Below are 21974 nucleotides of genomic sequence, written 5' to 3'. Positions count from 1 at the left end.
GTGTGCAACGGCGGGCGGGCCGGGGACAACCCGCCCGGCGGCTTCAGCCGAGCGGCTTCCGTTCCACCGTCGGCGCGGGCGCGGTACGGGAGACAGGATCGGCAGGCAGCGGTTCCGGCGGCGGCTGGGCCGGGACAAGGCTCTCCGCCAGCGGAATCAAGGACCGCCCGTAGTCGTGCAGGGAGAAGAGGCCCGGCCGCCCCGGAATCGGGCAGGACCCCGATCTCAGCCTCACCGCCTGTCCGTTTCCGACCGGCCGATCCCAGAAATAGACGTCGCAGACCTGTCCCTGGGGCCCGATCCGGGTTTCGCCGGTGCCGACGCCGATCCAGTTGCCCACGCTGCTGCCCCGGCCGCTGCCGAAATAGACCGGCGGGTCTGCGGGCCGCGGCGCTGCGCAGCCCGACAGCGCCAGCGCTGCACAGCATGCCGCCATTCGTCCCCACCCCATCCGCAACTCCGCCGCGATGTTGCGCCCTACGCCACTCGTCCAGGCGAATTGCGGCGGAACGGCGGCGTCACCGGGCAGGATGGCGGATCAGAGCTTAACCTTGGTTCCCGACTTCACCGCCTGGAGCATGGGGGCGACCACGGACCTGCGGTGGCCTTCGATCAAAGCCTCGATCTGCTTGCCCAACGGGGCCATCTCGGCTTCCGTCGTCTTCCGCCACTCCTCCATCTTCTTGTCCAGCATCTTGGATTCGCGGCCCATGCCGGTCCACCGCTCGTCCGGATACTTGGCCGTGCGCAGGGCGGAGGCGGCCTCGTTGCGCTTGATCCAGGCGGATTTGTAGGCGGCGACCATGGCGTCCAGCTTGGCCAGCACGGGCGCGTGGTCGATCTTGGCCGGCACCTTGGAGAAGTCGAAGTCGAACGCCCCGTCCATCGGAATGCTGAAGAACATTTCATGCTCCAGCTCCATCGGTACACGGTCCGGCTCGGACGAATAATACCAGGGATTGATGACGGGGTAATGGGCGGGCGTGCCCGCATAGCTGTCCCAGGAGCGGCTGGTGAAGCTGCTCATGTCATCGTCACGTTCGGCCAGCGCCAATTCGAAGGGCAGCAGGCTGGCCCAGAGGCGGCGCACCGGTTCGGCGAGCTGGGCCATGTGGTGGGCCTGCACCTTGTCGGAGTCCACATACTCCTCTTCGGCCCGGGCCTCCTCCGCCGCCGCTTCGGCCAGCTCCTGCGCCATGTCCTGGGCGCTGCTCTTGCACTCGGCCACGAACATCTGGACCGCGATCTCGTTCGGCATCATGGCGAAGACGGGACGGAATTCCTCCTCCACCTCTTCGCGGGCCTCGGGCGCGGCACTTTTCAGGCAGGCGTCGAGCCCGGCCTGCTGGAAGGGCTTCAGGCTCTGGGCGGAGACGATGGAAGGGATGAGGAGGACCAGGGCGGCGGCTGCCGTGGGAACGGCAAGGCGGGAGGCCGGAATGCGCATCTTGGGAAAGCTCCGAAGCGTGGGACGGTGCGCACTCTGGCCCGTCCCCATGTCGCCCGGATGTTCGATGCGTTTCTACTGTTTCCGCACCTGCGGAAAATAGCGGCCGGCTGATCAGGCGGCAGCACTCTCCGGCCGTTGCCACTGGTCCAGCATGGTGGCCATGGGAACGGCGCCGGTGTCGATGAACTCCTGCGCCACGGACAGCGCCGTTGCGGGGGGCAGGTCCTTGGTGCTGATGACGTCGCCATCCTCAAACCGGCAGAGGCCGATCAGCTTGGAGGCGATACGCTGCATACGGCGATTGTCGCTCTGGCAGATCATATAGACACGGCGGACACAGCGGTTCCGCGCCGCGGTCAGAATGCGGCGGGTCAGGATCGTACCCACGCCTTGGCCCTGCAGTTCCTGTTCCACGCTGAAGGCAAGCTCGGCCGCCTCGCCGGGCCGGTCGCCGAGGCGCAGCTCCGCCGCAGCGCGCACCTCGCCCCGCTGGATGGCCGCGAGCACGATGGTGCGGCTCCAGGATATCCTGTCGACATAGTTGCGGATGGCGTCGTCGCTCATGCTGCCGAAGAACCGGGCACGCCGATCGGCCTGCGACAGGCGCAGCAGATGGTCCCGGTAGCGTCCGGCTTCGGCTGGCAGCAGTTTGCGGAATACGGCCATGATCTCACCCTCGCTCCAAACACTCGCTCCGGGGCACTTCCTCCAGAGTCTCGCGGCGGTATCGGCCTGTTCGGCCCACCCGCTCTTGTTTGCGGATGCGAGATCAACGTTGTGCAGCGCAATATAGCTCGGTCATAGTCCATTTGGAAGACAGGCCTACTCACATGGCTGAGTTGCCGGGACCGATTGACGCGGTCATCCAGAGGTTCCGGACTTGCGGGCCGTACGCTTGGCGGTATCCTGTCTGGATGGACATCCGATCACCTGATCCGTCGTGGCCGGCATGAGCATCTGGGGCAAGATTCTGGGCGGGGCGGCGGGGTTCGCCGTCGGCGGCCCGCTGGGCGCGCTGATCGGCGCCGTCGCCGGCCACGCCGTGGATGAGCTGCGGGAGCTTGAATCCAAGCCACAGGGTGAGGACGATCAGGGCCGCCCAGACCAGACGAAGACCATTGCCTTCACCGTCGGCGTCATTGTGCTGGGGGCCAAGATGGCAAAGGCCGACGGCGCCGTTCACCGCAAGGAGGTGGATGCCTTCAAGCATGTCTTCCAGGTCCCGCCGGAGGAGCTGAAGAATGTCGGACGGCTGTTCGACATCGCCAAGAAGGACAGCGCCGGGTTCGAGCCCTATGCCACCCAGCTTGCCGGCATGTTCACGGATCGCAAGCCGGTGCTGGAGGAATTGCTGGGCGGGCTGTTCCACATTGCCGTGGCAGACGGCGTGATCCATGCGGCGGAGCTTCAGTATCTGGCCAGCATCGCCCGCATCTTCGGTTTCAGCGATGCGGAGTTCGAGCGGATCCGCAGCATCCATGGCGGGGCGGCGGCAGGCGGGGCCGATCCCATGGACGATCCTTATGCTGTGCTGGGCATTGCGCGCGACACACCGCCGGACCAGGTCAAGGCCGCCTACCGCCGGCTGGTCCGGGAGCATCATCCCGACCGGCTGATTGCCCAGGGCCTGCCCAAGGAATTCGTCGACATCGCGCAGGAGAAGATGGCGGCCATCAACGCCGCCTATGACCGCATCGAGCGGGACCAGAAGGCGCGCGAACCCGCCTGAGCCGCGCGGAGCGCCTGAGGCGGACGCACCGGTGTCATGCACCCCTCGGCCCGCGACGGGGCGGGGCTTATCTGTTATGGCTGGTCGATCCTTGATCCCGCCTGTTCAGAAGAGTTCCGATGGCTTCCTCTCCTCCCCTGGTCGCGTTGACCGGCGCCGGCGTCCATCTGGGCGCCACCACCCTGTTCACGGGCGTTGACGTCGCCATCGGACGTGGCGACAAGGTGGCGCTGGTCGGCCGCAACGGCAGCGGTAAATCCACCCTGATGAAGTGCCTCGCCGGCATCCTGCAGGTGGATGAGGGGGAGCGGTTCGTGCAGCCCGGTGCCCGCGTCGCCTATCTGGCGCAGGAACCGGACTTCAGCAGCTATGCCACCGTAGCCGACTTCGTTTCCGCCGGCCAGGAGGACCCGCAGCACTACCGGGTGGAAGCCGTGCTGGAGGCCATGCGGCTGCCGGCCGACCGCGCCTGCTCCACCCTGTCCGGCGGCGAGTCGCGCCGGGCCGCCATCGCCCGCGCCCTGGTTGATGAGCCGGACGTCCTGCTACTGGACGAGCCCACCAACCATTTGGACATCCCCACCATCGAGTGGCTGGAGCAGGAGTTGCGGAACTTCCGCGGCGGGCTGCTGCTGATCAGCCACGACCGCGCCTTCCTGACCAACCTGTCCCGGCGCACCTTCTGGCTTGACCGCGGCGTGATGCGGGTGACGGAACGCGGCTTCTCGGAGTTCGAGAGCTGGCGCGACCAGGTCTATGCCGATGAGGAGGCGCAGGCCCACAAGCTGAACCAGAAGATCAAGGCGGAGCTGAAATGGATGTGGGAGGGCGGCATCAGCGGCCGCCGCACCCGCAATATGGGCCGTGTCCGCCGGCTTCAGGACATGCGCCAGGAGCGTGCCGACCGTATCCGAACCCGGCAGGTGAACCTGACCGTGTCGGAGGGCGAATCCTCCGGCCGGCTGGTGATCGAGGCCGACTCGATTTCCAAGACCTTCCAGGGGCCGGAGGGGGAGCGGGTGATCGCCCAGGGCTTCTCCACCCGCATCATGCGCGGCGACCGGGTCGGGCTGATCGGCCCGAACGGGGCCGGCAAGACGACGCTGCTGAAGATGCTGGTGGGCGAGCTGCAGCCGGACAGCGGCACGATCAGCCGGGGCACGAACCTCCAGATGATCATGTTCGACCAACGCCGGGCCCAGCTCGACCCCGAGCAGACGGTGCGCAGCGCCCTTCTGCCCACCGGCGGCGACACGGTGATGGTAGGCGGCAAGCCCCGCCATATCGCCAGCTACATGAAGGACTTTCTGTTCGACCCGTCCATGGCCGAACAGCCGGTGCGGGCCCTGTCGGGCGGGGAGCGGAACCGGCTGCTGCTGGCACGCCTCTTCGCCCAGCCGTCGAACCTGATGGTGCTGGACGAGCCGACCAACGATCTGGACATGGACACGCTCGACCTGCTGGAGGAAGTGCTGGCGGAGTATGAGGGCACGCTGCTGCTGGTCAGCCACGACCGCGACTTCCTGGACCGTCTGGTCACCTCCACCATCGCGGTGGAGGGGGATGGGGATGTCAGCGAATATGCCGGCGGCTACAGCGACTACCTGAACCAGCGGAAGGAAAAGGCCGCGGCGGCCCCTGCCGCGGCCAAATCCGCTTCGGCACCGGCGGCACCTCCGAAGCAGAAAGCCAAGACCAAGCTGTCCTTCAAGGAGAACCGGGAGCTGGAAGAGTTGCCGGGCCGGATGGACGCGCTGGCGAAGACCATCAAGAAGCTGGAAGCGAAGATGGCCGACCCGGCCTTCTACAGCAAAGACCCCGCCGGTTTCGCGAAAGCCACGGACGATCTGGCAAAGGCGCAGGGCGAACTGGCCGCCGCCGAGGACCGCTGGCTGGAGTTGGAGGCCCTGCGCGAAGAGCTGGAGGGTGGTTCTTGAAGCCGATCCACATTCTTCAAGCCATCATCGTCACGGCGATCTGGGGCTTCAACTTCGTCGTCGCCAAGGTGGCGATGACGCATTTCACGCCGCTGCTGCTGATGGCGATCCGCTTCACGCTGGTGGCTGCGATGCTGCTGCCCTTCGTCAAGGTGCCATGGGGCAATCTTCGCCCGCTGTTCTTCTATTCCCTGGTATTGGGCGGTATCCACTTCCCCCTGATCTTCAATGGTGTCCGCGGAGTTGACGCCAGTACGGCAAGTATTGCCATCCAGCTCCAGGTTCCTTTCGCTTCCCTTCTCGCGATGATCTTCTTCAAGGACAAGCTGGGCTGGCGTCGGGCGGTTGGCATGGCGGTGGCCTTCGCGGGCGTGGCGGTCATTGCCGGCGTGCCGGACGGACGGACCAGCCTGCCGCATGTGCTGATGGTGATCGGGGCCGCCCTCGCCTTCGCATTCTCCAGCATCCAGCTCAAATGGATGGGCGGCGACGTGGATTGGAAAACGCTCAACGCCTACATGGCGCTGTTCGCCGTCCCGCAGCTCGCCATCCTGTCGCTGATCTTCGAGGACAACCAGGTTCAGCAGATCCTGACCATCGACTGGCTGAGCGTCGCCTGTCTGGCCTTTCTGGCCGGCGCTGCGACGATCCTCGCCTATGCTTTCTGGTATCCGCTTGTGCAGCGGTTCGATGTCAACCAGACCATCCCCTTCCTGATGCTGGTCCCGATATTCGGAGTCGGCGGCGGCGTTCTGGTGCTGGGAGAGCCGTTGACCTGGAAACTTATTGTCGGCGGGCTACTCACCTTGGGCGGAGTTGGTGTAATCATAGTGAGGCGACCGCGTCTGGTAGTCGGACGCAGTACCACATGAGATGAGACACCGTGCGCCTGATCGATCTCCCCTCCCCGAACCATGGCGCCCGCGCTGTCGGTAAACCCGTGGACATGCTGATCCTGCATTATACCGGAATGCAGAGTGCCGAAGCCGCGCTGGAGCGGCTGTGCGATGAGGCGGCGCAGGTCAGTGCCCATTACCTGATCGATGAGGACGGCACCATCTACCGGCTGGTGCATGAGAAGCGCCGGGCCTGGCATGCCGGCGTGTCCTTCTGGCGGGGGGAGCGGGATATCAACAGCCGTTCCATCGGGATCGAGCTGGTGAATCCAGGGCACGAGTTCGGCTACCGCCCGTTCCCCGAGGCGCAGATGGCGTCGCTGGAGGAGTTGGCGGCCGATCTGGTTGCGCATTACCGCATCCCGCCCCTGCACGTCCTGGCCCATTCCGACATCGCCCCCGACCGCAAGGAGGACCCCGGCGAGCTGTTCGACTGGCAGCGTCTGGCCGCCCGCGGCATCGGCGCCTGGCCCGAACCGGGGAAGTCCGACGAGGGCGGCTGGACCAACGCCGAAATCCGCGACCTGCTGGGCCGGATCGGATATGGGACGGCATGGGACGACGGCCATGGGACGGCATGGGATGGGACCGTATGGGACGGCTCCGCCGCCCGCAGCCTGCTGGCCTTCCAGCGCCATTGGTGCCCGGAGCGGCTGACCGGCCTGCCGGACGCCGAGACGGTGAAGCGAATGCGCGCCCTGGCCAGGGTTTATTCGGAGCGGCTGGTCTGACCGCCAGATCGGCATTGCATCGCCGGCCCGACAGGACTAACTATCCGCGCGCCAGACGGTCGGATGGCCGCCCTTCGGCAATGGGGAAACCCGCCGGGGGGAGGAAAGTCCGGGCTCCACGGAAGCACGGTGCCGGGTAACGCCCGGCGGGGGCGACCCCAGGGAAAGTGCCACAGAAAGCAAACCGCCCACGTCAGCCCATGGTTCGCCATGGGACAGCATGGGTAAGGGTGAAAGGGTGCGGTAAGAGCGCACCGCGCCCCCGGCGACGGGGGCGGCACGGTAAACCCCACCGGGAGCAAGACCGAATAGGGACGGCAGTGTCGGCGATTCGCAGGAATCGTGCGGCCAAGCGGGCTTCCGCGCCGCCGTCCGGGTGGGTTGCGCGAGGCGTCCGGCAACGGGCGTCCCAGAGGAATGGCCATCCCCCGGATACCGTCCACACACAGGGATTCCCTGGTGGATACGGTCCGGTGGACAGAACCCGGCTTACAGACCGTCTGGCTTTTCGACTTACCGATTTCATGCCTCTCCAATGTGGTTATTTGTACCACTTGCGCGCATGGGATTGAGGCTAGTACTACCCGAAGGGTGTGTCGCATCCCTGCTTTGTCACTGGAGTTGCCTGCGCCCTCATGCGCCACCCTGTCGCCCTACGCTACTTGCAGCACAAAATGGTATTAAGGGCACAATATCTTGTGGCCTTGGCCGGGCAATTGGGCCATCACTCCCCTGGTGGCTCATGCAGGCGCCGGCCCGATATTCGGGATTCGGCTAAAAGGAATCGGTCGGCGGCCCCAAGCGGCTATACAATACCGACTTAAAGATTCCCGCCATCTTTTCCAGTCTAGATCAGACGTTGCGCGGGCAAAAAACAAGAACAAAAAGTGAACGCAAATGATTGTTCACAGTCGAACTGCGCGGCTATAAACGCATTTTTATATGTTGTGCACATTCATCCCCGGTTTATCCCCAAAGCTACCCACAGCCCCCGGCATATTCTTGGCAGATCAAGCCCTTTACTCGTTCGTCCCATTGACGCCCATACAGTCCCATGTTATCCCAATCTCACCCAAATTCGGGACCTGACGCCCATTTCCGCCCACCCGCGAGCAGGGCGGGAAGGGCCGACGATCCGGAGGCGGGTAGCCGAAAGGGGCGGTACCGGCGGGGGTACCGGAGAGGCGGGGGACGATGGGCTTGTTCCTGTCCACATATGTCAACAAGGTCGACAAGAAGGGTCGGGTCTCGGTCCCGGCAGCCTTCCGCTCGGCCTTGGGCAATGGGGCGGGAACCTCCGAAGTCATCATTTTCCGCTCATTGACCGCCCAGGCGCTGGACGCCTGCTCCATCGACTATCTGGACCAGCTCGGCGCTGCCCTTGACGATCCCGAGACGCCTCCCGACTACCGTGACCTGATCGAGACCACCGTGTTCGGCGGCTCCATCCGCCTGCCCATCGATCCCGAGGGCCGCATCAGCATCCCGCAGGAATTCACCGAGTTCGCCGGCATCGTCGAAACCTGCGCTTTCGTCGGCCGCCGCAAGATCTTCCAGATCTGGGAGCCGGAGGCGCTGAAGGCGCATGAGGCCGCCAGCCGCGAGCAGGCCCGCGGCAACAACATCTCGCTGTCCACCATCCTGGCGAAGACGTCCCACCTCTCGAACCGGGGAGCGTCATGACCGGAACCCTCGTTCACATTCCCGTCCTGCGGGACGAGGTGGCGGAAGCGCTGGCTCCCCGCGACGGCGCCGTGATCGTGGACGGCACCTTCGGCGCGGGGGGCTATGCCCGCGCCCTGCTGGAGCGGGCCGGCTGCACCGTCTATGGCATCGACCGCGACCCGGCCGCCATTGAGCGCGGCAGGAAGCTGGCGCAGGAATTCCCCGGCCGCCTGCACATGGTTCCGGGCTGCTTCGGCGACATGGACCGGCTATTGCTCGACCGTGGCGTGGAGTCGGTGGACGGGGTTGCCCTCGACCTCGGCGTCTCCTCCCCCCAGATCGACGAGCCGGAGCGCGGCTTCAGCTTCCGTTTCGACGGTCCGCTCGACATGCGCATGGGACAGGATGGGCCGAGCGCCGCCGACGTGGTGAACACCGCCGAGGAAGCCGAGCTGGCCGACATCATCTGGCGCTATGGCGAGGAGCGGCATTCCCGCCGCGTCGCCCGCGCCATCGTGACCCGCCGCGCCGAACAGCCTTTCGCCCGCACGGCCGAACTGGCCGATGTGGTGCGGCGGGTCGTGCCCAAGTCGAAGGACGGGATCGATCCCGCGACCCGCACCTTCCAGGGTCTGCGCATCCATGTGAATGACGAGTTGGGCGAGCTGGAGCGCGGCCTGATGGCGGCCGAGCGCCTGCTGGCCCCCGGCGGACGGCTGGCCGTGGTCAGCTTCCATTCGCTGGAGGACCGGGTGGTGAAGGACTTCCTGCGCCAGCGGTCCGGCAATGTTCCGGCGCCGTCCCGCCACATGCCCGGCCCGGCCGCCACCGGCCCGGCTCCCACCTTCCGCCTTCTCTCCCGCTCCGGCACCGCGCCCAGCGAGGAGGAAGCCCGCCGCAATCCGCGCGCCCGGTCGTCCCGGCTACGCGCAGCGGAGCGTACCGACGCTCCGGCCTGGACCACAGGAGACGCCGCATGATCGGCAAGTCCATTCTCATCTGGATCGGCCTCGCCGGTACCGCGAGCGTGATCCTCTACCAGACCAGCTACCGCGTGCAGGAGCAGGCGGACGAGCTTGCCAAGCTGAACCGCCAGATCGTGGCGGAGCAGGAGGCCATCCAGGTCCTGCGGGCCGAGTGGGCCTATCTGAACGATCCCGTGCGCCTGGAACGGCTGGTGGCGGAGCACACCGTGCTTGGCCCCACCAAGGTCGAGCAGATCGTCACGCTGGATCAGCTTCCGCTGAAGCCGATGCCGGGCATCGAGGAGGGACAGCCGCCTGCCCTGCTGTCCTCCGCCCCGGTGCGCAAGCCGGACGCGAAGCCGTCCGGCCCGGTGGTGCTGGCCACCTATGGCGGCGATTTGAGCTATGGAGCGGCCCGATGACCGATGCCGACCTGACGCTGACCGGCTTCGACATGGCCGGACTGGACCGCATGCAGCAGCAACGCCCGCGTGAGCCGCGCGTGCGCCTCCAGTCCAAGAACGCCACGGCTCTGGAGCAGGGGCGCAGCCGCCTGATCCTGACCGCGGCCTTCTTCGCCATGGCGTTCGGCGCTGTCGGGTTGAAGCTGATGGACGCCACGATCCTGGCCGGCGGGCAGGAGCCCGGCGCCACCCGCGCCGCAAGCGCCGTGGCGCCGCAGAGCCGGGCAGATATCGTGGACCGGAACGGCGTGCTGCTGGCGACTTCGCTCGCCACGGCTTCGCTCTATGCCGATCCCAAGCTGGTGATCGACCCGCAGGAGGCGACCGCCAAGCTGGTCCAGGTCCTGCCCGAGCTGGACCGTCAGGCCCTGCTGGCCTCCCTCAAGGAAGACAAGCGCTTCGTCTGGATCAAGCGGAACCTCACGCCGAAGCAGCAGTACGAGGTGAACCGCCTCGGGATTCCCGGGCTGGCGTTCCAGCGGGAGGAGCGGCGGATCTATCCGCAGGGCAGTCTGGCGGCCCATGTCGTCGGCTTCAGCGGCGTCGATAATGTCGGCCTGATGGGGATTGAGCAACGCTTCGACAAGCAGTTGAAGGAGACGCAGGGACCGCTGCAGCTCTCCATCGATGTCCGCCTTCAGCATATCCTGCGCAAGGAGATCCAGGTCACGCTGGACGAGTTCCGTGCCATCGGCGGGGCCGGCATGGTCATGGACGTGCATACTGGCGAGCTGCTGGCCATGGTCAGCCTGCCGGACTTCGACCCGCACTCCCCGCCTCCGCCCATCGAGGAGCAGGATCTGGACCCGCGCTTCAACCGCAACACGCTCGGCGTGTACGAGGCCGGTTCGACCTTCAAGATATTCAACACGGCCATGGCGCTGGAGTCGGGGCAGGTTCGGCTGCGCGACAGCTTTGACGCCACCCGCTCCATCCGCATCGGCCGCCACAGCATCAGCGACTACCATCCCGAGAACCGCTGGATGGACGTCGTCGACATCTTCAAGCACTCCTCCAATGTCGGTTCCGTCCGCATGGCGGAGCGGATCGGGCCGGCGGCGCAGAAGGAGTTCATGAGCAAGGTCGGCTTCACCCGGCCGGTTCCGCTGGAATTGCCTGAACTCGGCTGGCCCATCGTGCCGAATCCCTGGCGCGAGGTGAACATGATGACCATCAGCTTCGGTCACGGAATGTCCGTGAGCCCGCTGCACGTCGTCACCGCCGCGGCCGGCGTCATCAATGACGGCATGGGCGTCGCGCCCACCCTGCTGAAGCGCGACAGGGAAGAGCCGATCGCCGGCAACCGCCTCGTGTCCGAGCGCGTCTCCGACACCATGCGCCGCCTGATGCGTATGGTGGTGACCGACGGCACCGCGAGAAAGGCCGACGCACCGGGCTATCTGGTCGGCGGCAAGACCGGCACGGCGGAGAAGGTAAAGCGCGGCGGCTATGCCAAGAAGGCCCTGATCACCAGCTTTGTCGGCGCCTTCCCGATGAACGATCCGCGTTACGTCGTCTACGTCATGGTCGACGAACCGAAGCCGTCCAAGAACAGCTTCGGCTTCGCCACCGCCGGCTGGACCGCCGCTCCCACCGTCGGCCGCATCGTCAGCCAGATCGGCCCGCTGCTCGGCGTTAAGCCGCAGGACGCAACTTCGCCCGATGTCGTCCATGCCCTTGCCATCAATCCGCAGGAGATTGCACCCCGGACCCCGGCGATGACGCCGCAGATGGCCGCCTTTCCCACGGAAGGCCGCTGATGAAGAGATTGTCGGAACTCATGGCCTCACGTACTGAAATCGCTGTATCGGCGTTGGCGCTCGAACGCGATCCACCGATCGCGGCCCTGACCGCCGATAGCCGGAAGGTGGTGCCCGGAGCGCTGTTCGCAGCGCTGCCGGGCACAGTGCATGATGGGCGGGCCTATATTCCGGCAGCCATAGACAAGGGCGCTGTCGCCATCCTGGCGCCGAAGGGCACCGCCCTTCCGCCGGGCGCGGAGCATGTGGCGCTGATCGAGGACATCAATCCCCGCCGCCGGCTTGCCCTGCTGGCTGCCGCCTTCCACGGCGCGCAGCCGGCCCATATCGCCGCCGTGACCGGCACCAACGGAAAAACCAGCACCGCCCAGTTCACCCGCCAGATCTGGGCCCATCTGGGCCACAAGGCTGGGGCCATGGGAACGCTTGGGCTGGTGGCGCCGGGCTTTCCGCAATCGGGCAGCCTGACCACCCCCGACCCCATCGCCCTGCACGCCACGCTGGCGGAGGTGGCGAAGGCCGGGGTGACCCATCTGGCCATGGAAGCGTCCAGCCACGGGCTGGACCAGTTCCGGCTGGATGGCGTGCTGGTCAAGGCCGCCGGCTTCACCAACCTGACCCGCGACCACCTGGACTATCACGGCACCATGGAGGCCTATTTCCAGGCCAAGGCCATGCTGTTCGAGCGTGTGATGCCGCAGGGCGCCGTGGCGGTGCTGAACGCCGACATCCCGGAGTTCGACCGGCTGGCCGCCCTGTGCCACAAGCGCAAGCAGACGGTGATCGGTTTCGGCGAGCAGGGCCGCGAACTGAAGGTGCTGTCCATCACCCCCCTTCCCCACGGCCAGGCCGTGGAGCTGGAGGTCATGGGGCAGCGCCGCACGATCGAGATGCCGCTGGTCGGGCGCTTCCAGGTCTGGAATGCGCTCTGCGCCCTGGGCCTTGCCATCGGGACCGGCGAGGATGGTGCCAAGGCCTTGGAAGCTTTGGAAAATCTGGAAGTGGTACGGGGCCGTCTGGAATTGGCGGCGCGTCCCAAAAATGACTCCGCCATCTACGTCGATTACGCCCATACACCCGACGGCCTGGAAACGGTTCTGAAAGCCTTGCGGCCACATACCACGGGACGTCTGCATGTGGTGTTCGGCTGCGGCGGCGACCGGGACCGCGGCAAGCGCCCCATGATGGGGGAGATCGCCGCGCGTCTGGCCGACCGGGTCATCGTGACCGACGACAACCCGCGTACCGAATCCGCCGCCGCCATCCGCGCGGAGGTGATGGCCGGCTGTCCGTCCGCCACCGAGGTGGACGACCGTGCGAAGGCCATCGCCATGGCGGTGGAGGAGTTGGGGTCCGGCGATGTGCTGGTGATCGCCGGAAAGGGGCATGAGCAGGGGCAGATCATAGGGACCGAGGTCCGCCCCTTCGATGATGCGATGGTGGCGAGAGCCGCGGTCGCGCAACAGGGCACTTGACGGGGGACAGCAGATGAAGACGCAGTCCGGCACCGACATCCTGTGGACCGCGGCCGATGCCGCGGCCGCCACCAATGGCCGCCATCCGATTGCGCGAACGGCCGGGCATTGGATGGCGACGGGTGTTTCGATCGACAGCCGAACCGTTGCGCCCGGCGACCTGTTCATCGCGCTGAAGGGTCCGAACTTCGACGGCCATGCCTATGTGAAGGACGCCCTGGCCAAGGGCGCCGCGGCCGCCCTCGTCTCCGCGGTGCCGGAGGGGGTGCAGGCCAACGCGCCGCTGCTGCTGGTGGACGACACCCAGGCGGCACTGGAGGATCTGGGCCGCGTCGCCCGCCTGAACGCCGAAGGGCGCATCCTGGCGGTCACCGGCTCCGTCGGCAAGACCGGCACCAAGGAAGCGCTGAAGCTCTGCCTCCAGGCCCAGGGCAAGACCTACGCCACCACCGGCAATCTGAACAACCATCTGGGCCTGCCGCTCAGCCTGGCGCGGATGCCGGCCGACAGCGACTACGGCATCTTCGAGTTGGGCATGAACCATGCCGGCGAGATCGCGCCGCTGTCGCGCATGGTGAAGCCGGACGTGGCGATCATCACCACGGTGGAAGCCGTCCATCTGGAGTTCTTCCCCAGCGTCGAGGCCATCGCCGATGCCAAGGCGGAGATCTTCGAGGGCATGAGCCCCACCGGCACCGCCATCCTGAACCGCGACAACCCGCACTGGATCAGGCTGGTCGCGGCCGCCCGCACCCAGGGTCTGACCCGGATCTGGAGCTTCGGCAGCCAGGACGGGGCGGATGCCCGCCTGATCGACGCCTCCCTGCACGCCACCTCCTCCGCCGTCACGGCGGACATCAAGGGGGAGCGCATCCAGTACTGCCTGTCCCTGCCGGGCAAGCACCATGTGCTGAATTCGCTGGCCGTGCTGCTGGCCGTGCGCGCCGCCGGCGGCGACGTGGCCCTGGCCGCCCGCCAACTCTGCCAGCTTTCCGCCATCAAGGGCCGGGGCGCGCGGCGCCGTGTGGCGCTGGCCCGCGGCAGCTTCAACCTGATCGACGAGAGCTACAACGCAAGCCCGGTCAGCGTCGCCGCCGCGGCCACGGTGCTGGGCAAGACCGATCCGGGCGCCGGCGGCCGGCGCATCGCCGTGCTGGGCGACATGCGGGAGCTGGGCGCCCAGAGCGCCGCGCTGCATGCCGGGCTGGCCGACGCCTTCAAGCGGGCCGGGGTGGATCTGGTATTCACCTGCGGCCCGCAGATGAAACACTTGCATGACCGACTGCCCGCCTCCATGCGCGGTCGCCACGCGGAGGACAGCGCGGCGCTTGCGCCGCTGGTGGCCGATGCAGTGCGCGCCGGCGACGTGCTGATGGTCAAGGGATCGGCCGGCAGCCGCATGAGCCTGGTGGTGGATGCGCTGACGGCCCTTGACCAGACGGATGCCGCCCGGCCAGTCGCTGCTGTCTCCGGAACCTGACGAAAAGATGCTCTACAACCTCCTCATTCCGCTGGCCGACGAGTTCCAGCTCTTCAACCTGTTCCGGTACATCACCTTCCGGACAGGCGGGGCGATCGTGACCTCGCTGGTGATCAGCTTCATGATCGGGCCGGCCGTGATCCGTTGGCTGAAGTCCATCCAGGGCTCCGGCCAGCCGATCCGTGAGGAGTATCTGGAGACGCACCTGAAGAAGAAGGGCACGCCCACCATGGGCGGCCTGATGATCCTGATCGCGGTGATCGTCAGCACCCTTCTGTGGGTGGATCTGACCAATGCCTATAGCTGGATTGTGCTGCTGGTGACGGTGGGCTTCGGTCTGGTCGGCTTCGGCGACGACTTCCTGAAGCTGACCAAGCGCAACACCAAGGGCCTGTCCGGGAAGCTGAAGCTGTTCTGGATGATCATCGTCAGCGGCATCGCCATGACCTGGTACCTGTCGGTGACGCCGGACCCGCTGGACACGGGCCTTGCCCTGCCGTTCTTCAAGGATCTGCTGATCAATCTCGGCTGGTTCTTCGTCCCCTTCGCCATCTTCGTCATGGTGGGGGCAAGCAACGCCGTGAACCTGACCGATGGGCTGGACGGGCTGGCCATCGTCCCGATCATGATCGCGGGCGCCTGCTTCGGCCTGATTGCCTACCTGTCCGGCAACATCATCTTCGCCAACTATCTCGGCATCCACTACGTGCCGGGCACCGGCGAGCTGGCGATCTTCTGCGGCGCGCTGGTCGGGGCCGGGATCGGCTTCCTCTGGTACAATGCGCCGCCGGCCATGGTCTTCATGGGCGACACCGGCTCCCTCTCCATGGGCGGTGCGCTTGGAGCGATCAGCGTCATCACCAAGCATGAGATCGTGCTGGCCATCATCGGCGGGCTGTTCGTGCTGGAGGCCGTGTCGGTCATGGTGCAGGTCGCCAGCTTCAAGCTGACCGGCAAGCGCGTGTTCCGCATGGCCCCGATCCACCACCACTTCGAGAAGAAGGGCTGGTCGGAGCCGACCGTCGTGATCCGCTTCTGGATCATCGCCGTGATCCTGGCCCTGGTCGGCCTCTCCACCCTCAAGCTCCGGTGAGGGTGCGATGATCGACCTCTCCCACCTCAAAGGTCAGAAGATCGCGGTCATGGGGCTCGCCAAGTCGGGCCTTGCCTCCGCGCGCGCCCTCCTGGCCGGCGGGGCGGAGGTACTGGCCTGGGACGATGGGGAGGCCGGCCGCACCGCCGCCACGGGTGCGGGCATCCAGCTTACCGACCTGCACAAGGCGGACCTGGCCGGCGTTGCGGCCCTGGTGCTGTCGCCCGGCATTCCGCACACCTTCCCCAAGCCGAACCCGGTGGCCCAGCGCGCCAAGGACGCTGGCATCCCGATCATCGGCGATGTCGAACTGCTGCGCCGCGCCTGCCCGGACGCCACATACCTCGGCATCACCGGCACCAACGGGAAGAGCACCACCACGGCGCTGGCCGGCCACATCCTGGCGCATGCCGGCCGGCGCATCCAGGTCGGCGGCAATCTAGGCACGCCGGTGCTGACCTTCGAGCCGCTGGGCCGGGGCGACATCTATGTGCTGGAGATGTCCAGCTACCAGCTTGAGCTGACGCCCAGCCTGGGCTTCGACGCCGCTTGCCTGCTGAACATCACGCCGGACCATCTGGACCGCCATGGCGGCATGGACGGCTACATTGCGGCGAAGCGGCTGGCCTTTCGCGGAGGCGCTTCCTCCCCCACCGCCATCATCGGCATCGACACCGCCCCCACCGCTGCCATGGCCGACAGCCTGGAGGCCGAGGGCGGGCGCAAGGTTGTCCGAATCTCCGTCGAGGATTTCGTGCCCGGCGGGATCAGCGCACCCGACGGCGTGATGCTGGACGACACCAGCGGAGAAGCCGTGCGGGTGATCGACATGGCCGAGTGCCCCGCCCTGCCCGGCCGGCACAACTGGCAGAACGCCTGCGCCGCCTATGCCCTGACCCGCGCCGCGGGCGTGGAGGCCGGGGTGATCGCGGAGGCCATGCGCAGCTTCCCCGGCCTGGCGCACCGGCAGCAGTTCGTGGCCGAAGCGGCCGGCGTGCGCTTCGTCAATGACAGCAAGGCCACCAATGCCGATGCCGCCGAGAAGGCGCTGGGCTGCTACGAGGCCATTTACTGGATTCTGGGCGGCAAGCCCAAGGAGGGCGGGCTGGACGGGCTGGAGCGGCACATGCGCCGCATCCGCCACGCCTTCCTGATCGGGGAGGCCAGCGACCAGTTTGCCGATTGGCTGGCCGCCAACAATGTGCCCCATACCCGCTGCGGGACCATGGAGACCGCCGTGCCTACCGCCTTCCAGGCGGCGCGCGGGGACAGTATCCCGGGTGCGGTGGTGCTGCTGTCGCCGGCCTGCGCCAGCTTCGACCAGTATCCGAACTTCGAAGTGCGCGGCGACCACTTCGCCAAACTGGCGACCACACTTGCCGCCGCGGCGGAGGAGGCCTGATGAGCTTCACCTTCTCCCGCACCGACCATTCGATCCTGGGCCGCTGGTGGTGGACGGTCGATCGCTGGACGATGCTGGCGGTCCTGCTGATCGCCGCCATCGGCGTGGTGCTGATCCAGGCCGCCAGCCCGGCGGTCGCGGAACGCATCGGCCTGTCCACCTATCACTTCATCGAGCGGCATCTGATGATGCTGCTGCCGGCCCTGGTCATCATGGTGGGTGTCTCCCTGCTGTCGCCGAAGACGGTGCGGCGGCTGGGGCTGGGACTGTTCCTGGCGTCCGTCATCGGCGTGGCGCTGACCCTGGTGATGGGCGTGGAGATCAAGGGCGCGACCCGGTGGCTGCACATCCCCGGCCTGTCGCTCCAGCCGTCGGAGTTCCTGAAGCCCGGCTTCGTTATCGTCGCCGCCTGGATGTTCAGTCTGCAGCGCAGCCAGGAGGGTTTCCCCGGTTACTTCATCTGCCTGTTCCTCTGGGCCACCGTGGTGCTGCTGCTGATGAGCCAGCCCGACCTGGGCCAGACCTTCGTGGTGTCCGTGGTCTTCTTCGGCCAGTTCTTCCTGGCCGGCCTGCCCATGGTGATGGTCGCCGGGCTGGCCGTGCTCGGCGTCTCCGGATTGGTCAGCGCCTATTTCCTGTTCCACCACGTCCAGAGCCGCATCGACCGCTTCCTCGACCCCTCCTCCGGCGATAATTATCAGGTCGCCCGCTCCATGGAGGCCTTCCAGAACGGGGGCCTCTGGGGGACCGGTCCGGGCCAGGGCACGGTCAAGATGTCCATTCCCGACGCCCATGCGGACTTCGTCTTCGCCGTGGCGGGGGAGGAGTTGGGCCTGCTCTGGTGCATCATCATCCTGGCGTTGTTCGCCTTCGTGGTGCTGCGCAGCTTTTCCCGCGCCTTCAACGATCAGAGCCTGTTCGTGATGCTGGCCGCCGCTGGCCTCGTCATGCAGTTCGGGCTGCAGGCGCTGGTCAATATGGGGTCCACCCTGCACCTGATGCCGACCAAGGGCATGACCCTGCCCTTCATCAGCTATGGCGGTTCCTCCCTCATCGCGCTGGGCATCGGCATGGGCATGCTGCTGGCCCTGACGCGCCGTCGCTTCGGCCCCGGAGACGTGGCATGACCGCCGCCAGCCCCCTTTCCCCCATCGTTCTGGCCGCAGGCGGCACCGGCGGGCACATGTTCCCGGCCGAGGCGCTGGCGCGTGAGCTGCTGGTCCGCGGCCGCGAGGTCGTGCTGATCACCGACACCCGCGGCAAGGCCTTCGGCGACGCGCTGGGAGAGGTGCGGGTGGAGCGTATCCGCGCGGCCACCGTGACTGCCGGGATCGCCGGCAAGCTGCGCATGGTGACGGAGATCGGCATCGGCACCTGGCAAGCGCGCGGCCTTCTGAAGCGGCTGCGCCCGGCGCTGGTGGTAGGGTTCGGCGGATATCCGTCGGTTCCCACGGTCTTCGCCGCCCAGCGCCTGGGCATCCCGGTCGTGCTACATGAGCAGAATGCCGTTTTGGGCCGCGCCAACCGGATGCTGGCGAAAAAGGCCCACATGATCTGCACCAGCTTCGAGCATGTCAGCGGCGTGGATGCCGCCGACAGCGCACGGCTGGAGCGCACCGGCAATCCCGTCCGCGCCGCTATCGTCACACTGCGCGACCGTCCTTATCCGGAAATCCAGCCCGGCGGATCGCTGAACATCCTGGTCACCGGCGGAAGCCAGGGCGCCAGCATCTTCGGCGAGGTGCTGCCGCGCGCCGTCGCCATGCTGGACGAGGACCAACGCGCCCGCCTGTCCATCGTGCAGCAGGCCCGGACGGAGAATCTGCAGGCCGCGGCGGAGGCTTACCGGTCCATGGGCGTGCAGGCCACGCTGGCCCCCTTCTTCAAGGACATGCCGGAGCGGCTGGCCGCCTGCCATCTGATGATCTGCCGCAGCGGGGCGAGCACCGTGGCGGAGCTGACCGTGGCCGGGCGTCCGGCAATCCTGGTACCCTATCCGCACGCCACGGACGACCACCAGACCGCCAACGCCCGTGCCGTGGAAGCAGCCGGCGGGGCCTGGCTGATGCCGAACCCCCAGTTCACCGCGGAGCGGCTGGCCGCACGGCTCAACGAGCTTCTGGCCGACCCGATGCAGCTCCCCGCGCGCGCCCATGCCGCACGGATATGGGGCATTCCCGATGCCGGCCAGCGCTTGGCCGACGCCGTCCTGTCCGTCGCCGGCACCAGCACCGGCGCCAACGGAAATTCCAACTCTTCGTCCCGGGAGACCGCGGCATGACTACGCTGAACCTGTTCCGCTCCGTATGCCTGCGGGCGCCTGCCAATGACGGAGCACGCGGACCTGTTGCCAATGACGCCGCCGCGGAGCCCCGTCCCGCTGCGACTGGCGCTGGCGGTCACCCGGCCGCCCTGCTCCAGCCCGTCCGCCGTTGCGGGGTGTCCCGATGAGGGCAATGCCGCTCAGCATCGGCACGCTGCACTTTGTCGGCATCGGCGGCATCGGCATGTCCGGCATCGCCGAGGTGCTGCACAATCTGGGCTATGCGGTCCAGGGCAGCGACATCGCTGACAACTACAATGTCCAGCGGCTGCGCAAGCTGGGCATGACGGTGCATATCGGCCACCGGGCGGAGAATATCGGGGAGGCGGCCGTGGTCGTCATCTCCTCCGCCGTGAAAAGGGATAATCCGGAGGTCGTCGCCGCCCGGGACCAGATGGTGCCCGTGGTGCGCCGCGCAGAGATGCTGGCCGAGCTGATGCGCCTGAAATGGTCAATCGCCGTTGCCGGCACCCATGGCAAGACCACCACCACCAGCATGGTGGCCGCACTGCTGGAGGGCGGCGGGTTCGACCCGACCATCATCAATGGCGGCATCATCAACAGCATCGGCACCAACGCCAAGCTGGGCCAGGGCGACTGGATGGTGGTGGAGGCGGATGAGAGCGACGGCACCTTCACCCGGCTGCCGGCCACCATCGGCATCGTCACCAACATGGACCCGGAGCATCTGGACCATTACGGGACGTTCGAGGAGGAGAAGAAGGCTTTCGATCGCTTCGTCGAGAACATCCCCTTCTACGGCTTCGCGGCCCTTTGCATCGACCATCCGGAGGTGCAGGCGCTGATCGGGCGTGTGGACCGCCGCGTGGTGACCTACGGCTTCAGCCCGCAGGCGGATGTCCGTGCGGTGAACCTGCGCACCAGCACCAGCGGCGCCTATTACGACGTCGTCGTCAGCGACCGCGTGCTGGGGGAGCCGCGTACCATCGACGGCATCCACCTGCCCATGTACGGGCAGCACAATGTCAGCAACTCCCTGGCCGCCATTGCCGTGGTCATCAATATGGGCATGGCCGACGAAGCCATCCGGGAGAGCCTTGCCAGGTTCACCGGGGTAAAGCGCCGCTTCACCAAGACGGGCGAGAGCAACGGCATCGCCGTAATCGACGATTACGGCCATCATCCGGTGGAGATTGCGGCGGTGCTGAAGGCCGCCCGCACCGCCGGCGAGGGCCGCACCATCGCCGTGGTGCAGCCGCACCGCTATACCCGCCTGCAGTCCTTGTTCGAGGAGTTCTGCACCTGCTTCAACGACGCCGACGCGGTGATCGTGGCGGATGTCTATGCGGCCGGTGAGCAGCCGATCGAGGGCGCTGACAGGGACGCCCTGGTTGCCGGCCTGCGTACCCGCGGCCATCGCAACGTCATGGCCCTTCCCTCCTCCGACGCGCTGCCGGCGCTGGTGAAGGAGATGGCGAAACCGGGCGATCTGGTCGTCTGCCTGGGTGCTGGCAACATCACCCAGTGGGCCAACGCCCTTCCGGCGGAGCTGGACAAGCTGTTCGCCATGGACGGGGAGGCCCGCTGATGGCCGCTCCCGCCCTCCGGACCAGCCCCGATGGGGAGCATCTGATCCACCGCCTGCCGCCGGTGCGCGGGCGGCTGGCCGCGGATGCGCCATTGGGGCCAATGACCTGGTTCCGGGTGGGCGGGCCTGCGGAAGTGCTGTTTCGTCCGGCGGACGAGGAGGATCTGGCGCAGTTCCTGGCCGCCTGCCCGGCTGACGTGCCGGTCACGGTGATCGGCGTGGCCAGCAACCTGCTGGTCCGTGACGGCGGCGTGCCCGGCGTGGTGATCCGTCTCGGCGGCGCCTTCGCGCATGTCGAGGTGGAGGGCGGTCTGGTCCATGCCGGAGCCGGCGCGCTGGACCTGACCGTCGCCATGACCGCGCAGGAGGCCGGACTGGCCGGGCTGGAATTCCTGTCCGGCATTCCCGGCACCATCGGCGGGGCCGTCCGCATGAATGGCGGCGCCTATGGCGGCGAGGTGGTGGATGTGATCGTGGAGGCCCACGGCATCGACCGCGCCGGCGGGCAGCACCGTTGGGACCGTGCCGGGCTGGGGCTCAGCTACCGTCACTGCGATGTGGACGAGGCTGTCATCTTTACCCGCGCCGCCTTCCGCGGTCGGCCGGGCGACAAGGACGCCATCAAGGCCCGTATCGAGGAGATCCAGGCCGCCCGCGCGGAAAGCCAGCCTGTGCGCGCCCGCACCGGCGGCTCCACCTTCGCCAATCCGCCGGGCAACAAGGCCTGGCAGCTCATCGACGCGGCCGGCTGCCGGGGGCTGAGCATCGGCGGCGCGCAGATGAGCGAGAAGCACTGCAATTTCATGCTGAACCTGGGCAACGCCACCGCCGCCGACCTGGAGAACCTGGGGGAGGAGGTAAGGCGGCGGGTCAAGGAGACCAGCGGTATCGAGTTGCGTTGGGAAATCCGGCGTATCGGCCTCCCCTTGGATAAGCCCGAGGGAGATGCCTTATGACCTTTTTTGCCGCGTCGTTTCCGCCAGCGCAACAGATTTGCGAAAAAGGGGTAGATTGTCGCAGCCCCGGAATCGGTGCTCGCCGCCTGAGCAGGCGGA

19 protein-coding genes and 1 other RNA gene are annotated in these 21974 nt (G+C 67.0%); 17 read left to right on the top strand and 3 right to left on the bottom strand.

From position 1 onward, the window contains the following. Positions 1 to 43: 43 nt before the first annotated feature. The 3 genes from DOL89_RS03295 to DOL89_RS03285 all read right to left on the bottom strand — a co-directional run bounded on the left by DOL89_RS03295 (position 44) and on the right by DOL89_RS03285 (position 2116). Entirely contained in the window at positions 44 to 451 is a 408-nt protein-coding gene (locus DOL89_RS03295) for a hypothetical protein (protein ID WP_162937301.1), read from the bottom strand. A gap of 87 nt (positions 452 to 538) precedes the next feature. After that, the gene (locus DOL89_RS03290) at positions 539 to 1447 is read right to left on the bottom strand and encodes a hypothetical protein (protein ID WP_119677862.1); all 909 of its coding nucleotides are present in this window, start codon (positions 1445 to 1447) and stop codon (positions 539 to 541) included. Between the two features lie 114 nt (positions 1448 to 1561). Next, complete coding sequence (locus tag DOL89_RS03285) at positions 1562 to 2116, bottom strand: GNAT family N-acetyltransferase (protein ID WP_119677861.1); 555 nt, start codon at positions 2114 to 2116, stop codon at positions 1562 to 1564. Between the two features lie 283 nt (positions 2117 to 2399). Between DOL89_RS03285 and DOL89_RS03280 the strand changes: the two genes are divergently transcribed. The 17 genes from DOL89_RS03280 (at position 2400) to murB (ending at position 21875) form a co-directional block, all read left to right on the top strand. Beyond that, on the top strand, positions 2400 to 3179 hold the full coding sequence (locus DOL89_RS03280) for a TerB family tellurite resistance protein (protein ID WP_119677860.1): 780 nt from the start codon (positions 2400 to 2402) through the stop codon (positions 3177 to 3179). Positions 3180 to 3298: 119 nt separating this feature from the next. Then, positions 3299 to 5116, top strand: a complete 1818-nt coding sequence (locus tag DOL89_RS03275) for an ABC-F family ATP-binding cassette domain-containing protein (RefSeq protein WP_119677859.1) — start codon at positions 3299 to 3301, stop codon at positions 5114 to 5116. Next, entirely contained in the window at positions 5113 to 5988 is an 876-nt protein-coding gene (locus DOL89_RS03270) for a DMT family transporter (protein WP_119677858.1), read from the top strand. Before DOL89_RS03275 ends, DOL89_RS03270 begins: the two co-directional genes overlap by 4 nt. Before the next feature lie 74 nt (positions 5989 to 6062). Continuing rightward, positions 6063 to 6743: an N-acetylmuramoyl-L-alanine amidase gene (locus DOL89_RS03265; RefSeq protein WP_119680207.1), complete on the top strand. Its 681-nt coding sequence runs from the start codon at positions 6063 to 6065 to the stop codon at positions 6741 to 6743. Between the two features lie 51 nt (positions 6744 to 6794). Beyond that, an RNA gene (gene rnpB, locus DOL89_RS03260) (RNase P RNA component class A) lies at positions 6795 to 7251 on the top strand. Between the two features lie 686 nt (positions 7252 to 7937). Next, positions 7938 to 8426, top strand: coding sequence for a division/cell wall cluster transcriptional repressor MraZ (locus tag DOL89_RS03255; protein ID WP_119677857.1), 489 nt, complete (start codon positions 7938 to 7940; stop codon positions 8424 to 8426). Then, positions 8423 to 9388, top strand: coding sequence for a 16S rRNA (cytosine(1402)-N(4))-methyltransferase RsmH (rsmH, locus tag DOL89_RS03250; protein WP_119677856.1), 966 nt, complete (start codon positions 8423 to 8425; stop codon positions 9386 to 9388). Before DOL89_RS03255 ends, rsmH begins: the two co-directional genes overlap by 4 nt. Then, positions 9385 to 9795 (top strand): cell division protein FtsL, encoded by a 411-nt coding sequence (gene ftsL, locus DOL89_RS03245; RefSeq protein ID WP_119677855.1) that lies wholly within the window; start codon positions 9385 to 9387, stop codon positions 9793 to 9795. The genes rsmH and ftsL overlap by 4 nt, the downstream gene beginning before the upstream one ends. Next, positions 9792 to 11597, top strand: a complete 1806-nt coding sequence (locus tag DOL89_RS03240; RefSeq protein WP_119677854.1) for a peptidoglycan D,D-transpeptidase FtsI family protein — start codon at positions 9792 to 9794, stop codon at positions 11595 to 11597. The genes ftsL and DOL89_RS03240 overlap by 4 nt, the downstream gene beginning before the upstream one ends. Beyond that, positions 11597 to 13072 (top strand): UDP-N-acetylmuramoyl-L-alanyl-D-glutamate--2,6-diaminopimelate ligase, encoded by a 1476-nt coding sequence (locus tag DOL89_RS03235; protein ID WP_119677853.1) that lies wholly within the window; start codon positions 11597 to 11599, stop codon positions 13070 to 13072. Before DOL89_RS03240 ends, DOL89_RS03235 begins: the two co-directional genes overlap by 1 nt. A gap of 13 nt (positions 13073 to 13085) precedes the next feature. After that, positions 13086 to 14552: a UDP-N-acetylmuramoylalanyl-D-glutamyl-2,6-diaminopimelate--D-alanyl-D-alanine ligase gene (locus tag DOL89_RS03230; RefSeq protein WP_119677852.1), complete on the top strand. Its 1467-nt coding sequence runs from the start codon at positions 13086 to 13088 to the stop codon at positions 14550 to 14552. 7 nt (positions 14553 to 14559) lie between these two features. After that, entirely contained in the window at positions 14560 to 15645 is a 1086-nt protein-coding gene (gene mraY, locus DOL89_RS03225; protein WP_119680206.1) for a phospho-N-acetylmuramoyl-pentapeptide-transferase, read from the top strand. Positions 15646 to 15652: 7 nt separating this feature from the next. Continuing rightward, on the top strand, positions 15653 to 17047 hold the full coding sequence (gene murD / locus DOL89_RS03220) for a UDP-N-acetylmuramoyl-L-alanine--D-glutamate ligase (RefSeq protein WP_119677851.1): 1395 nt from the start codon (positions 15653 to 15655) through the stop codon (positions 17045 to 17047). After that, on the top strand, positions 17047 to 18174 hold the full coding sequence (locus DOL89_RS03215; RefSeq protein ID WP_119677850.1) for an FtsW/RodA/SpoVE family cell cycle protein: 1128 nt from the start codon (positions 17047 to 17049) through the stop codon (positions 18172 to 18174). Before murD ends, DOL89_RS03215 begins: the two co-directional genes overlap by 1 nt. Continuing rightward, a complete protein-coding gene (murG, locus tag DOL89_RS03210; RefSeq protein ID WP_119677849.1) occupies positions 18171 to 19328 on the top strand; it encodes an undecaprenyldiphospho-muramoylpentapeptide beta-N-acetylglucosaminyltransferase in 1158 nt (385 codons plus the stop codon). The genes DOL89_RS03215 and murG overlap by 4 nt, the downstream gene beginning before the upstream one ends. A 166-nt stretch (positions 19329 to 19494) precedes the next feature. Next, positions 19495 to 20919 carry a UDP-N-acetylmuramate--L-alanine ligase gene (gene murC, locus DOL89_RS03205; protein WP_119677848.1) on the top strand — a complete coding sequence of 475 codons (1425 nt, stop codon included), beginning with the start codon at positions 19495 to 19497 and terminating at the stop codon, positions 20917 to 20919. Beyond that, entirely contained in the window at positions 20919 to 21875 is a 957-nt protein-coding gene (gene murB / locus DOL89_RS03200; RefSeq protein ID WP_119677847.1) for a UDP-N-acetylmuramate dehydrogenase, read from the top strand. Before murC ends, murB begins: the two co-directional genes overlap by 1 nt. The last annotated feature ends 99 nt before the right edge of the window (positions 21876 to 21974 follow it).

The sequence above is a fragment of the Indioceanicola profundi genome (assembly GCF_003568845.1).
GTDB lineage: Bacteria > Pseudomonadota > Alphaproteobacteria > Azospirillales > Azospirillaceae > Indioceanicola > Indioceanicola profundi.
Note: the sequence above shows the minus strand (reverse complement) of the source record. Positions and strands in the feature narration are given on the sequence as shown.

Bases quoted from the DNA above. Each gene is read 5' to 3' on its own strand.
- DOL89_RS03295 (WP_162937301.1), bottom strand. From the start codon at position 451: ATGGGGTGGGGACGAATGGCGGCATGCTGTGCAGCGCTGGCGCTGTCG.
- DOL89_RS03290 (WP_119677862.1), bottom strand. From the start codon at position 1,447: ATGCGCATTCCGGCCTCCCGCCTTGCCGTTCCCACGGCAGCCGCCGCC.
- DOL89_RS03285 (WP_119677861.1), bottom strand. From the start codon at position 2,116: ATGGCCGTATTCCGCAAACTGCTGCCAGCCGAAGCCGGACGCTACCGG.
- DOL89_RS03280 (WP_119677860.1), top strand. From the start codon at position 2,400: ATGAGCATCTGGGGCAAGATTCTGGGCGGGGCGGCGGGGTTCGCCGTC.
- DOL89_RS03275 (WP_119677859.1), top strand. From the start codon at position 3,299: ATGGCTTCCTCTCCTCCCCTGGTCGCGTTGACCGGCGCCGGCGTCCAT.
- DOL89_RS03265 (WP_119680207.1), top strand. From the start codon at position 6,063: ATGCTGATCCTGCATTATACCGGAATGCAGAGTGCCGAAGCCGCGCTG.
- DOL89_RS03255 (WP_119677857.1), top strand. From the start codon at position 7,938: ATGGGCTTGTTCCTGTCCACATATGTCAACAAGGTCGACAAGAAGGGT.
- rsmH (WP_119677856.1), top strand. From the start codon at position 8,423: ATGACCGGAACCCTCGTTCACATTCCCGTCCTGCGGGACGAGGTGGCG.
- ftsL (WP_119677855.1), top strand. From the start codon at position 9,385: ATGATCGGCAAGTCCATTCTCATCTGGATCGGCCTCGCCGGTACCGCG.
- DOL89_RS03240 (WP_119677854.1), top strand. From the start codon at position 9,792: ATGACCGATGCCGACCTGACGCTGACCGGCTTCGACATGGCCGGACTG.
- DOL89_RS03235 (WP_119677853.1), top strand. From the start codon at position 11,597: ATGAAGAGATTGTCGGAACTCATGGCCTCACGTACTGAAATCGCTGTA.
- DOL89_RS03230 (WP_119677852.1), top strand. From the start codon at position 13,086: ATGAAGACGCAGTCCGGCACCGACATCCTGTGGACCGCGGCCGATGCC.
- mraY (WP_119680206.1), top strand. From the start codon at position 14,560: ATGCTCTACAACCTCCTCATTCCGCTGGCCGACGAGTTCCAGCTCTTC.
- murD (WP_119677851.1), top strand. From the start codon at position 15,653: ATGATCGACCTCTCCCACCTCAAAGGTCAGAAGATCGCGGTCATGGGG.
- DOL89_RS03215 (WP_119677850.1), top strand. From the start codon at position 17,047: ATGAGCTTCACCTTCTCCCGCACCGACCATTCGATCCTGGGCCGCTGG.
- murG (WP_119677849.1), top strand. From the start codon at position 18,171: ATGACCGCCGCCAGCCCCCTTTCCCCCATCGTTCTGGCCGCAGGCGGC.
- murC (WP_119677848.1), top strand. From the start codon at position 19,495: ATGAGGGCAATGCCGCTCAGCATCGGCACGCTGCACTTTGTCGGCATC.
- murB (WP_119677847.1), top strand. From the start codon at position 20,919: ATGGCCGCTCCCGCCCTCCGGACCAGCCCCGATGGGGAGCATCTGATC.